Annotated in this window: 10 protein-coding genes and 2 pseudogenes; 6 read left to right on the top strand and 6 right to left on the bottom strand. The window is 47.5% G+C overall.

Features of this window, described 5'->3' with window-relative positions; all coding sequences use genetic code 11:
- Window positions 1-18 precede the first annotated feature (18 nt).
- Complete coding sequence (mutY, locus tag A2F46_RS01235; RefSeq protein ID WP_066565902.1) at window positions 19-1,083, bottom strand: A/G-specific adenine glycosylase; 1,065 nt, start codon at window positions 1,081-1,083, stop codon at window positions 19-21.
- Between the two features lie 328 nt (window positions 1,084-1,411).
- Between mutY and A2F46_RS01230 the strand changes: the two genes are divergently transcribed.
- From A2F46_RS01230 to A2F46_RS01220, 3 genes and pseudogenes are all read left to right on the top strand, one after another.
- Entirely contained in the window at window positions 1,412-2,560 is a 1,149-nt protein-coding gene (locus A2F46_RS01230) for a class I SAM-dependent RNA methyltransferase (protein ID WP_066565900.1), read from the top strand.
- Window positions 2,557-3,317: pseudogene (locus A2F46_RS01225) on the top strand (pseudouridine synthase). Before A2F46_RS01230 ends, A2F46_RS01225 begins: the two are co-directional and overlap by 4 nt.
- Window positions 3,318-3,622: 305 nt before the next feature.
- Complete coding sequence (locus A2F46_RS01220; protein WP_197457508.1) at window positions 3,623-4,450, top strand: formate/nitrite transporter family protein; 828 nt, start codon at window positions 3,623-3,625, stop codon at window positions 4,448-4,450.
- Between the two features lie 280 nt (window positions 4,451-4,730).
- Here the strand turns inward: A2F46_RS01220 and lgt are convergent, their stop codons facing one another.
- A complete protein-coding gene (gene lgt, locus A2F46_RS01215; RefSeq protein ID WP_066565710.1) occupies window positions 4,731-5,585 on the bottom strand; it encodes a prolipoprotein diacylglyceryl transferase in 855 nt (284 codons plus the stop codon).
- 528 nt (window positions 5,586-6,113) lie between these two features.
- Here lgt and hmpA point away from each other — a divergent pair.
- A complete protein-coding gene (gene hmpA, locus A2F46_RS01210) occupies window positions 6,114-7,343 on the top strand; it encodes an NO-inducible flavohemoprotein (RefSeq protein WP_231867663.1) in 1,230 nt (409 codons plus the stop codon).
- A gap of 115 nt (window positions 7,344-7,458) precedes the next feature.
- Here the strand turns inward: hmpA and rpsO are convergent, their stop codons facing one another.
- Both rpsO and truB read right to left on the bottom strand, forming a co-directional pair.
- Window positions 7,459-7,725 (bottom strand): 30S ribosomal protein S15, encoded by a 267-nt coding sequence (rpsO, locus tag A2F46_RS01205; RefSeq protein WP_066565708.1) that lies wholly within the window; start codon window positions 7,723-7,725, stop codon window positions 7,459-7,461.
- Window positions 7,726-7,814: 89 nt separating this feature from the next.
- Window positions 7,815-8,734 (bottom strand): annotated as a pseudogene (gene truB, locus A2F46_RS01200) (tRNA pseudouridine(55) synthase TruB).
- 223 nt (window positions 8,735-8,957) lie between these two features.
- Here truB and A2F46_RS13180 point away from each other — a divergent pair.
- Together A2F46_RS13180 and A2F46_RS13175 are read left to right on the top strand one after the other, a co-directional pair.
- Window positions 8,958-9,734: a branched-chain amino acid ABC transporter substrate-binding protein gene (locus A2F46_RS13180; RefSeq protein WP_066565706.1), complete on the top strand. Its 777-nt coding sequence runs from the start codon at window positions 8,958-8,960 to the stop codon at window positions 9,732-9,734.
- Window positions 9,680-10,138: an ABC transporter substrate-binding protein gene (locus A2F46_RS13175; RefSeq protein ID WP_156471518.1), complete on the top strand. Its 459-nt coding sequence runs from the start codon at window positions 9,680-9,682 to the stop codon at window positions 10,136-10,138. The genes A2F46_RS13180 and A2F46_RS13175 overlap by 55 nt, the downstream gene beginning before the upstream one ends.
- Before the next feature lie 130 nt (window positions 10,139-10,268).
- On the opposite strand, the gene rbfA is transcribed toward A2F46_RS13175, so the two are convergent.
- Entirely contained in the window at window positions 10,269-10,643 is a 375-nt protein-coding gene (gene rbfA, locus A2F46_RS01185; protein ID WP_066565704.1) for a 30S ribosome-binding factor RbfA, read from the bottom strand.
- 84 nt (window positions 10,644-10,727) lie between these two features.
- Complete coding sequence (gene infB / locus A2F46_RS01180; RefSeq protein WP_066565703.1) at window positions 10,728-13,583, bottom strand: translation initiation factor IF-2; 2,856 nt, start codon at window positions 13,581-13,583, stop codon at window positions 10,728-10,730.
- Window positions 13,584-13,594: the final 11 nt, after the last annotated feature.

Below are 13,594 nucleotides of genomic sequence, written 5' to 3'. Positions count from 1 at the left end.
AATTGAGCCCCTCTATTTTTAAAACAGTTGGCCTTGTTGTTGCAAATATGCTTTCAAAGGCTGTGGCAAACCATAATCGGCCAATGCTTGTGGCAAGACCCAACAACCCTGTTGCTCAGGAATATTGGGCCTAGGCAAAATAACCTGCGCCCTGAATGGCGTAATCAGCAATTGACGATGAGTCAAACGGTGGCTGATTTCAGCATCTTCACTCAAGTCTGCTGCAACCAATTCCCACTCAGCAGCGGCTATTAAGGTTGCCTGAAAAGAATCAAAACACGGTACGCACCAAAGCCCACCCCAAATCCCTTTATTCGGCCTTTTTTGGAGCCACACGGCCCCTTCCGAGTTATGCAATACCAACCAAAATAAGGGCAATACTTTCACCGGAACCGCACTTTTTTTACGTGGTAGTTCATCTTGTTTGTGTTGTGCTCGGGCCAAACAGCTCATTGCCTGCGGGCAAATATCACACAAAGGCTTGCTGCGCCTACACACAGTGGCGCCCAAGTCCATTAGCCCCTGCGTGTAAGCAGGCATGTCGATATTGTTTTCAGGCAACAATTGTTCCGCCAGCGTCCATAATTTATCGGTAAACGCCTTATTACTCGGATCACCATCCAAAGCAAATACACGGCACAACACGCGTTTGACATTGCCATCCAGAATGCTTTCGCGCGCATCAAAGCAAAATGCCGCAATGGCCGCTGCAGTGCTGCGGCCTACTCCGCACAAGGTTTCTAATTGTGTGCGTTGTTGCGGAAATACACCGCCAAATTCATTCATGACCTGCCTCGCTGCTTTATGCAGATTGCGGGCGCGGCTGTAATACCCCAATCCTTGCCATAATGCCAATACCGCATCTTCATCGGCTTCGGCCAAGGCCCCCACTTGCGGGAATGTTTGCAAAAAGCGAGGATAGTAATCCAATACTGTGGCCACTTGCGTTTGCTGTAACATGATTTCCGATAGCCATACCCGATAAGGATCGCGCACCTGCCAGGGTAAATCATGGCGGCCTGCCTGTTTTTGCCAACACACCAAGCGCGCAGAAAAACTCCTAATCTGGTTATCCACTATCATGGCATTGTTCATCTTCATTTAGCACACCATCCAACACGGGGACATCACGGCTATTTTGAAATCATTGATGCTATCGGCATTCAAAACATGCAGATGGATATTGTCTGTTGTGCCGATCCTCAGCATATTCAAAAACGCAACTCCAATTTCGCAGTACACAAAGTAAACATCAGACCCACAGAATGCAATCGCCATCTCATCAGCATCAAATAAATTAGCGTTATATTGTTTTAAAAAAACATAATCAAACAGGATTAACCAACGTCGATTATAATAATAGGCTGTCTGAATGTTTCAGGCAGCCTATTATTGTACACAAAGACTTGGCATGAGCACTTTCTCTTTATTTGTTTCCTGTCCGCGCGGTTTGGAACAGCCTCTGGCAAACGAGCTGGCTGCCTTGGGTGCTGCCGACATCCGCATCAGCGATGGCGGGGCAGCCTGCAGCGGCGATTTGGCGGTCATTTATCGCATTAATTTACATGCCCGCACCGCCAGCCGTGTGTTGTTGCGGTTGGTGCAAAACCGTTTTCGCAACGAAAATGACATTTACACATTGGCCCGCAACGTAGACTGGCCACACTGGTTTGGGGTAGATAAAGGGTTCAAAATCCACATCGAAGGCAAACGCGCCAAAGTGGCGAGCTTGAATTTTGCCGCACTTAAAGTTAAAGATGCATTGTGTGATGTCTTTCGTGAAACCACAGGTGCGCGACCCGATGTGCAAAAGATTCGGCCCGACGTGCGCATTCAAGTATTCATTGAAGAGCAAAATCTAGCCATCTACTTGGACACCAGTGGCGAGGCTTTATTCAAACGAGGTTATCGTACTGAAGCAGGCGAAGCGCCCATGCGCGAGAATTTAGCCGCCGGCTTGCTACTTTTGGCCGGTTATGACGGTAGCCAACCATTTATGGATCCCTTTTGCGGCAGTGGTACCTTAGCCATTGAAGCGGCACTCATCGCAACCCGTCACGCTCCAGGATTGCACCGCAGCTTCGGTTTCGAAAGACTGGATAATTTCGACGCTCATTTGTGGGATCAACTCAGGAAGCAGGCTGAAGCGAGCATTGGTACTGCATCCGCTCCCATTGTCGGCAGCGACATAGACCGCTTCATGGTTCGTACTGCCAAGGCCAACGCCGAGTATGCGGGCTTGACACATTGCATAGACTGGCAGGTGGCCGATGTTTTGGATGTGCGACCACAAGGCGAGCACGGCATTCTCATCAGTAACCCACCGTATGGTGTGCGACTATCTGAAATTCAAATCTTGCAAGCACTTTACCCGCAGCTAGGCAGTTGGCTGAAGCAATATTTTGCTGGCTGGCGCGTGGGCATGTTTACTGCAGATCGTGACATGCCAAAAATGATGCGCCTGACGCCAAAACGGAAATATCCACTACACAACGGTAATCTAGACTGCCGCTTGTTTGTATTGGATATGGTTGCAGGTTCCAATCGGGGAAGTAAATGACCACACCAACCAATGCCAATCCAGCTGATGATACTATGCGTTTATCAAAACGCATGGCTCAACTGGCTTATGTTCGCGCCGTGAAGCTGATGGTTACATAGAGCAAGGCTGGGTTAAAGTAAACGGTCAAACCGCGATTTTGGGGCAAAAAGTAACGCCATCAGATCGCATTGATCTTGAGCGGCAGGCTCACCAGCAGCAAGCCAATCGTGTCACGATTTTGCTGAATAAACCTGTAGGTTATGTGAGTGCACAACCAGAAAAAGGCTATAAAGCCGCAGTGGAATTAATTACCGCAGCCAATCATTGGTCGGGCGACACCAGCGGCATTGTGTTTCAGGCAGCCCAACACATCCGGCACTTGGCACCTGCGGGCCGCTTAGACATTGATTCAGTGGGATTATTGGTACTAACCCAAGATGGCCGGATCGCCAAACAACTAATCGGTGAAAACAGTGGTATGGAAAAAGAATACCTGGTGCGCGTCAGAGGCCAGTTAAACGATAATGGACTGGCTTTACTCAATCATGGACTGAGCTTAGATGGAGAGAAGCTGCGACCAGCCAAAGTCAGCTGGCAAAACGAAGACCAACTGCGTTTCATCCTGAAACAAGGCAAAAAACGCCAAATCCGACGCATGTGCGAATTGGTTGGTTTGCGTGTCGTAGGGCTAAAACGCGTCCGCATGGGTAAAATCAAGTTGGCAACACTACCGCCAGGGCAATGGCGTTTTCTCTCATCTCATGAACATTTTTGATCATTATTTGCCCATGAAAAGCCTTGCATCACGTTCCGCAAGGCTTTTTTCATGATACTCATGCTCCATTTTCGGCCATGCTCTCTGCATGAGTTTAAAACTCATCATTCCCATACAGCAAAAAATAATAATGGAGAAAGCCTAATGACAGTCATGATAACGGCAGCATGAGTTCGGTTAGGTTTATTTGAGAATGGCGTATGATAATAGGCAAGCAGCAACCAAGCTGATATTTTGCCAAAACGCATTTCACAGTCAAGCAAACCGCACAGCACACAAACACATCAATTTTCATGGAGTCTGACATGAATGTCCAAAACGAAAAAGACAATCCACTAACTTATCGAGAACGCATGGTTCTGGAAGAGCATGAAAAACTCTCACCGCGCTTGATGTATGAAATCATCCGGCGTAACGGCATAGAAGAACTTAGGCGTCCCACCAAAGCATTGGTTTTCTCCGGCATTACCGCCGGTATTGTCATTACCTTTTCTTTTGTATTCAAAGCCATACTCAGTGCCCTTTTACCAGACGCCAGTTGGGCACCTTTGATTGCCAATATGGGTTACACCGTAGGCTTTCTCTTGGTTATTCTAGGACACATGCAGTTATTCACGGAAAACACCATTACCACTGTTGTGCCTTTGTTTAACCCTTTATCCCTAAGTAAATTGAAAGCTGTACTGCGCCTATGGGCCATTGTTTTGGTTTCCAACCTCGTAGGAACCGCCATTGCGGCCGCATTTTTGCTCAACACCCATCTATTCTCGCCTGAGTGGGCCGCTGCTTTGGACGCATTGGCGCATCATGTGGCCTCATTTACTGCCATGGAAAACCTAATACGCGGCATTCCTGCTGGTATTTTAATTGCTTCATTGGTTTGGATGTTGCCCAGCGCTGGATCCAATAAATTCGTGTTGATCTTCTTTTTTATCTATTTGATTGCTTTGGGCGACTTTACCCACATCGTGGTGGGTTCTGCCGAAATGGCCTACTGGTTATACAAAGGCCAAGCGACGATCGGCCAGTATTTATTTGATTTTTTGCTGCCAACGGGGCTGGGCAATATCATAGGCGGCACCGGCGTGTTTACTTTGCTGATTTATGGCCAAGTCACCGACGAACTGAATTAGCACGCAAGGAAATAGCTGCATACCCCAATCCATCCAAAACATACCAGAGCGGATACGGTTCTGATTTTTTAACGCCAATCAATGGTCGGAGGATGCAGTCAATTGAATTCAATGCAACCTTACTCCATTCAAAAAAAATACTGCTGGTTCAAACTGATATGAGCCATCCCAACTAAAACGGATGGCCTAGTACAATAGAAAATTTAAACTTCTCTACGAGGCCAATATAAAAGGCTGCCTGAATAGGCAGCCTTTGCGGACACCGAATTACTATTTCAATTTAATGCTTTGCTTGGCGACCAAAATACACAAAACCAATCGCACCCAAAATCATCATGGGCAAACTCAGCCATTGCCCCATTGATAAGTGCATGGCCAATAGCCCTAAAAAATCATCGGGTTCGCGCGCAAATTCGGCAATAAAACGGAACGTACCGTAACCCAATAAAAATAACGACGACACTTGCCCAAGCGGCCGTGTTTTTTTGGAAAACACCCACAACACCACAAACAGTGCAATGCCTTCCAATAAAAATTCATACAATTGCGATGGGTGACGTGGCAACATTTGATACTGAGACCAAATTGGCAACCACCGTTGCGGGTCTTGCGCCACAATCATCAAGTCTTCATTCTGTGCATGAGGAAATCCCATGGCCCAAAACGCATGAGGATCTGTAACGCGCCCCCACAGTTCACCATTGATGAAATTACCGATGCGGCCCGATGCCAAACCCAGCGGAACTAGAGGCGCCACAAAATCAGAAATTTGAAAAAAACTCAATTTGTGTTTTCGAGCAAACAGCAACATCGCTGCCAAAACCCCTAAGAAACCGCCATGAAAAGACATGCCTCCTTGCCATACCTTTAGGATTTCCAGTGGATGAGAGGAATAAAAACCAGGTTGGTAAAATAAAACGTAGCCCAGCCGCCCCCCTAAAATAACCCCCACTACACCCCAAGTGAGGAAATCATCCAGCATATCTTTGGTCCAAATCGTGTTGCCCGCTGCAATGCGTCGTCGCCCAAGCCACATAAACAAACAGAAACCAACAATATAACTGAGCGCATACCACCGGATTGCCAACGGACCTAAATGCACCAATACTGGGTCAAAATTGGGGTGTATCATCATAGCGAATCTATCCTTGATTAAAGTGCATTTCAGGCTCCCTGAAACACCTATAAAACTCCCGCATTATAGCCCAAGCCCAACACGCTCAGGCAGCCTCCCAGTTAAAATTTGGTGAAGGTCACTACTCCATACATGGCGAAACCCACACCAACCTGCTCATCTTCTTCGCCACGCCACCTTTCTTGCATCAGTGATCAGCAGAATCGCATCGCCTGAATCACCTGTGACGAACAATCCAAGCCAGCCATGTGGTGATCGCTGTGTCGCCAGTATGTAGGTGCTGGCATACTGCGCCAATGGCATAGCATCACATAGAATTAAGCACCGAAATTTCAGCATTTTCACCCGCACTGGTACAACTTATCTTTTATCTATATTCATCTCGTACCTTCAAAAATATGAACCGCAGTCAGCCCTACCAAATATGAATTCCAGCCTAAGCACAAACGTATTGACAAGAATAACGACACTCTTTAATATTAAATTATGTATTTTAAATACATATTATATTAATCACAGGGATCCACCATGAGCCTTACCAATCAACAAATCGAACTGATTCAAGCCACCGTACCAGTATTAAAAGAACACGGCGCTGAATTGACTGCTTACTTTTACAACCGCATGCTGACCAATAATCCAGAATTAAAAGAAACATTCAATATGGGGCACCAACGCAGTGGAGCCCAAGCCCGATCATTGGCTGGCGCCGTTTTGGCCTACGCGGAAAACATTACTTCTTTGGAAAATTTAGGCGATGCTGTCAGCCTGATTGCCCACAAGCATGTCAGCCTGAATATTCAACCAGAACAATATGATATTGTTGGTGACAATCTCTTGCATTCCATCAGTGAAGTATTGAATGTTCCTATGGATGCCGATCTGATTCACGCATGGGCCGCTGCATACCAGCAATTGGCCACTATCCTGATAGATGTGGAACGTGATTTATATGGAAAGCAAGTCCAAGCGGAAAATGGCTGGACGGGATGGAAGCCTTTTAAGATTGCGAAAAAAGAAGCAGAAAGCAGTGAAATTACCTCATTTTATTTGACCCCAATGGATGGTCATGCCTTGCCAGCCTACCGCCCTGGCCAATACATTTCGGTACGTGTGAATGTACCGGAGCTGGGCTTGCACCAACCGCGCCAATATACGCTTTCTGACCACAGTAACGGGCAATATTTCCGTATCTCTGTCAAAAAAGAAGCTGGTCATGACGGCCTGGCTGACGGCTATGTATCCAATACGCTACATCAGCAATATCAAGTTGGCGATATTGTGGAAGTCAGCAACCCTACAGGTGATTTTGTCTTGCTCAACCCCAATAAAGATAACGTATTCATCAGCGCAGGTGTAGGGCTAACGCCTATGGTGGCCATGCTCAACGAACTCTTAGCACAACAAAGCAAACATCAGATTAGCTTCATCCACGCTTGCCGTAATAGCCAGGTTTTGGCAATGCACAATCACATTCAAACCATTGCTGCCCAACACCCAAACATACACACGTACTTGGCTTGCGAAACCGAGGATCCACAACTGCCCGCTGATAGAATTGGCCGTTTGGATCTGACGGCCTTAGATGCTGATTTATTGCCGCGCGAGGCTGATTATTATGTATGTGGCCCCAAGCCTTTTATGTTGCACAGTGCCAATCACTACGACACTTGGGCATTCCTGCGCAAAACATTCACATGGAATTATTTAATACAGGCGGCGTTGCTGACATTAAGCAAGCCGAGGCGGCTTAATTAAAAAGTCCCGATTGGTTCAGGCAACCCGGAATGCTGCCTGAATCTGAATCATAGCAATACCCATAAAAAAACCTGAATTGCGCATGGCGATTCAGGTTTTTTATTGATACAAAGGCTTATTTACGCAAGCCCAAGCGACCAATCAACTCACGATAAGTATCGGGTTTAGTGCGGCGGATATAGGCCAGCAAACGGCGGCGTTGGCTCACCATTTTCAACAAACCGCGGCGGCTATGATGGTCTTTGGGGTTGGTTTTAAAATGCCCAGTCAAGTCATTAATGCGAAAAGTCAACAAAGCAATCTGCACTTCAGAAGAGCCAGTATCGCCTTCAGTACGCTGGAAATCTTTAACAACTTGTGCTTTTTGTTCTACGGTCAACATATTTTACTCACTTACTTTAATCAATTAGGTCTTACGACCGACAAGTTTGCCGAGCAGGACTTACCCACAAAACAAACTCCAACTGCGATTCACGCTTCAGCGGTGGTGCTCATCAAACGCAATGCCTTGATGCCATTTAGCGCCGGTATATATTGCGCCAAACCCATAAACCGATTTGCTTCGTCATAAATACGCAAGGGCGTTATTGTGCCACAATTTTCTTTGGTTTGCACAGGCAAACCATGTTGCAAGCGCAAAACATCGGCATTATTGAGACATTGTGAGGGGAAATGCTGCACCATAACATCACAAGGCAATAATTCGGCATCCCGTGCCACATCGGTCATGTCCTGCAATTGACTCAAGGTATGCGCAGAAGCCACTTGGAAGCCTGCAGTGGCAGTACGCCGCAGCGCCGTCAAATGCGCTACCGTACCCATGTGTTTAGCCAAATCCTCAGCCAATGTCCGAATATAAGTACCTTTGCTGCAACGCACGGCCAGCACCAGTTGCGATGGTACAAACGATAAAACTTGAATATCATAAATGGTAATTAGGCGTACTTTACGTTCAACCGTCAATCCTGCACGCGCATACTCATACAAAGGCCGGCCTGATGCTTGAGGGCTGAATACATAGGAGGCATTTGCTCAATATTACCGTGAAATGCGCTCAGCGCCTCCGTCACGTCGGTTTCGGTCACGGTCTTCTCGGCTCGCTGCACCACTTCGCCTTCGGCATCGCCCGTAGTGGTGGCTTCCCCTAGCCTTAAGGTGGCGAGATACGCTTTATCCGCATCCAATAAATACTGGGCAAATTTAGTGGCTTCGCCAAAACACACCGGCAACAACCCCGTTGCCAATGGATCCAATACCCCAGTATGCCCAGCTTTGGCCGCCGAATACAGGCGCCGCGCTCGTTGCAAAGCGGTATTGCTGCTCATACCACAGTCTTTGTCGAGTAATAAAACGCCATTCAGCCTGCGCTGTGGTGTGGGTGTTGAAACCATGATGTTATTTTCCCCAAAATCATATTCAGGCAATTTGTAACCTTTTTTCCCAATCACATTCTTTGAATAATGCAAACAAGTCGGTAAGCTCAGTGGGCACGCATCATACCATGCTTTCTTTTTTTGAAGCTTATCGGTACACTGCGGCAGATGGCCGATGTGTACGGCCTTTAATGATGCACTGCCGCATTTACACATCATAATCAATTATTTGGGAGGATTCATGAAGAAACGCATTTTGGCCATTTTGGTGGCTGCTGCCGTGGGTGCAGCATTGACAGGCTGTAATAAAAAAGCCAGTGGTGAAGCTGGCGCAGAAGGTGAAAATGTGATTCATCTGGCTTCAGGCAGCCCATTGTCTGGCGGCCAAGCCAGTGCTGGTAAAGACTTTGCCAACGGTGCGCAATTAGCCGTGGATGAGATTAACGCCGCAGGTGGTATTGAAATTGGTGGTAAAAAATACACGCTGGCATTGGATGCTGAAGACGATGCTGGCGATCCCAAAACTGGCGCCACAGTGGCCCAAAAAATTGCCGATAACGATGATATTATGGGCGTGGTAGGCCACTATAATTCGGGTGTAACCATGGTGGCCGATCCCATTTATGCTAAAGCAGGCATTGCTTCAATTACCGTGAGCACCAACCCAGACGTCATCAATAAGGCACCGAAATTCGACAATGGCGGCACCGCTGTATACCGCATCAATGCCGGTGATGATAAACAAGGCCCTGCTTTGGCTACATTTGCACAAAGCAAAGGCGTCAAAAATATGGCGATCTTTGACGATGCCACTGCCTATGGCAAAGGCATTGCCGATCAAGTAGAGAAAAAAGCCAAAGAACTGGGGGTTAATATTGCTGCACGAGAAGCCGCGACGGACAAAACCACGGACTTCAAAGCGTTGCTGACTAAGGCTAAAGCAGCCGGTGCCGATGCGGTAATGTGGGGGGCTATGACGACACTGGCGCGATTTTGGCCAAGCAGGCACGTGAGTTAGGCATGAGCGTATTGGTATTGATGCCAGATACAGCTTGTACCGACAACTACATCAAATTGGCGGGTTCGGCCGCAGAAGGCACCATTTGCTCTTCAACCTCTGTTCCTTTAGATAAGATGCCCAAAGGTGAGCAATACAAAGCCTCATATGCCAAAAAATTCCCAGGCCAAGTTGTTCAAGCCTATTCACCGTTATCTTATGATGCGGTCTATGTATTTGCCGCAGCGGTGAAAAAAGCAGGCGCCATCGACAAAGCCAAAATTGCAGCAGCCATGCCAACTGTCAGCGTGGATGGTTTGACTGGTGCCGTTGCCTTTAATCCCAATGGTGAGCGCAAAGATGCAGAAATTGCTATATTGCAAGAGCAAGGCGGTAAGTTCAATGTGATTCAAATGGTTAAATAATCGGTGTACCACAACAAAAATCCCCACCCTTGCGGTGGGGATTTTTTATTCAGACAGGTTAAGCGCGAGCCATTATTTGCAATGCACCTGCCCGCATAGGCCGTCGGTGCTTCATCTTCCAGTAAAAAAACTAGTCTTCATCAACCGATTTTTCTTGTGTCACTTGGTCAATCAAATGCGATATGCTCATCCCTCTTTCTAAGGATTCGTCATACTCAAAATGGAGCTCTGGAATACGAAATAAACGAATGCGCTTGGCCAATTCGCTGCGCAAATAACCCTTAGCATGCTCCAATGCTTCTTCAGTTACTACCCGAGTTTTGTCATCCAATACCGTGTAATACACCACCGCATGGCTGTAATCTCGGGTTACTTCCACTTCATTAATGGTAATGAACCCAGCACGAGGGTCTTTCAGACCAGTGCGCACCAGTTCAGCCAACTCGCGCATAATTTGCTCTTTAACTCTATCTTGGCGGGCATAACCGCGTTGTTGTTTGCGCATTGTTTGTCCTTTCTGTATTCAATCATGGACGACAACAAAAGGCAGCCTGAAACCACCAGGCTGCCTGAATAGCCGGTTCCAGCATTAAAGCTGACGAGCCACTTCCACCACTTCAAATACTTCCAATTGGTCGCCTTCCTCGATTTCATTGTAGTTCTTCAGCATCAAACCACATTCAAAACCTTGGCGGACTTCCTTAACATCATCTTTAAAGCGTTTCAATGAAGCCAGCTCGCCCGTGTGAATGACCACGTGGTTACGGATTAAACGCACATGGGCATCCCGTTTAATGACGCCATCTGTCACCATACAACCGGCAATATTGCCCACCTTAGAAACATTAATGACTTGACGGATTTCCACCGTACCAATCACGTTTTCCTTTTCTTCAGGCGCCAACATACCGCTTAAGGCAGCCTTCACATCATCAATGGCATCATAAATGATGTTGTAATAGCGAATTTCCACGCCCTCATGTTCAGCCAACTTACGAGCTGCCGCATCGGCACGAACATTAAAGCCGATAACAACGGCCCCTGAAGCGATGGCCAAATTGACGTCAGATTCGGTTACACCACCCACACCGCTGTGCAATACGCTGACTTTCACCTCATCGGTAGACAATTTTTGCAAACTACCAGCCAAAGCTTCATAAGAACCTTGAACGTCTGCCTTGATGATAACAGGCAAACTTTGTGCTTTATCTTCACCCATGTTGTTGAACATGTTTTCCAATTTGGCTGCTTGCTGTTTGGCCAAACGTACATCACGGTATTTGCCTTGGCGGAACAAAGCAATTTCACGTGCTTTTTTCTCATCTGCCATCACAATGGCATCTTCACCCGCATTGGGTACATCAGACAAACCCAAGATTTCCACTGGAATGGAAGGGCCAGCTTCGGCAATTTGCTTACCGTTTTCATTGACCATTGCGCGAACGCGGCCAAATGCCGTACCCGCCAGCAACACATCGCCTTTGTGCAAGGTACCACTTTGCACCAGCAAGGTAGCCACTGCACCACGCCCTTTATCCAAGCGCGACTCAACAATAATGCCCTTTGCCGGTGCATCAATAGGAGCCTTAAGCTCCAACACTTCAGCTTCCAACAATACAGCCTCCAACAAGGCATCAATATTGGTGCCTTGTTTGGCCGATACGTCAATGAATTGGACTTCGCCGCCCCACTCATCCGGCACCACTTCATGTGCTGTTAATTCTTGGCGAATCCGTTCCGGATTGGCGCCTTCTTTATCAATTTTATTGACAGCCACCACCATCGGCACTTTTGCGGCTTTCGCGTGGGCAATGGCTTCCAAAGTTTGCGGCATCACGCCATCATCGGCAGCCACCACCAAAATCACGATATCAGTGGCTTGCGCACCACGGGCACGCATAGCAGTAAATGCTTCATGGCCCGGAGTATCCAAAAACGTAACGACGCCACGCGGTGTTTGTACGTGGTATGCGCCAATGTGTTGCGTAATACCACCAGCTTCACCCTGTACCACTTTAGCGCGGCGAATATAGTCCAACAAAGAAGTTTTACCATGATCAACATGACCCATTACGGTCACCACAGGTGGGCGCGGTAAAGCTTCCGCTTCTACCACCGTCTCATCTTCGTCCAAAAAAGCTTCTGGATCATCGGCTGCCGCCGCTTTACCGATATGACCCATTTCTTCCACCACAATCAAAGCCGTTTCTTGGTCGAGCACCTGATTAATGGTAACCATCATGCCCATTTTCATCAAAATCTTGATGACTTCGGCTGCTTTAACTGCCATTTTGTGCGCCAACTCGGCCACAGTAATGGTTTCTGGTACCAAAACTTCATGCACAACGGGTTCTGTTGGGGCTTGGAAAGCATGTTGGTTGGGTTCCAACTTCAACTGTTTTTTGCCACCTTTTTTCCCACTACGCCAACGCCCATCATCAGCGCTACTTTGACTGCGACCCTTACCACTCTTCAAAGATTTACCTTTGGGCACATCATCGTCACGATGGCGGCGTTCTTCTTTCTTACGGCCAACTGAAACAGGGGCTGCAACCCCTGCAGCTGCCAAAGGCTTTTTCTCAGTAGGCTTGGCCGACCGGTGCTCTGCTTGCTTCTGTTCTTTGCTGGCCTTAGCATCTTGAATAGCCTGCAATTTAGCAGCGTCACGACGTGCTTGGCGCTCTTGCTTTTGCTTCAACAGCGCTTCCTGATGCGCACGCAAAGCCTCAGCTCGTTTAGCTTCATCTTCACGCTGTGCTTGTTCTTCCACACTGATAATCGGCTTAGCTGCTTCTGCAGCCAAGGCAGCAATATCCAATTTTTTCTCGCCACGCTTGCCTTTTTTATTGGTGGCCTTTTGGTGCTCAGCTTTAGGAGTCAATGGTTTGGCTTCTGCATGATGACTAACAGCTGTTTTTTCTACCGGTACAGCAACTACTTCTACTGCTTTAGCAGCAGGCTTTTCTGTAGGTAATGGCTGCGCATCAACTGGGGTCGGTGCGGGTTCTACGGCTGCCTGAATAGCTGCAACTTCCACCTTTTCAGTCGATGTCTGCTGTGCTGCTTTCAGTTTTGCCGTTTCAGCTTCTGCCTCAGCACGCTGTTGACCTTCATCCGCTTCAACCACTGGCGCAACCGGTTGAGCTGGTTCTGCGGTCAAGTCTTCCGTCGGCACCGCAATCCGACGACGACGACGAGTCTCAACTTCCACACCGGCTACGGTGCTTTTTTCAGTGCTTTTCTTGCGTGTCAATGTAATGGTGCTACCACCTTGGTTACCATGTGATTGCTTTAAATGAGCCAGTAATTGTTTTTTGTCGGCAGCAGTCAATTCATCGGCCACGGCCTTTTTATCCACGCCAGCTTCAGCCAATTGTTCCAACAAACGTTGTGGTGACAGACGTAATTCTGCTGCAAATTGCTCAACTGTTGTTTGATTACTCATAAACTCCCTCT

This window comes from Snodgrassella sp. CFCC 13594 (genome assembly GCF_001590725.1).
Lineage (GTDB): Bacteria > Pseudomonadota > Gammaproteobacteria > Burkholderiales > Neisseriaceae > Snodgrassella.
Note: the sequence above shows the minus strand (reverse complement) of the source record. Positions and strands in the feature narration are given on the sequence as shown.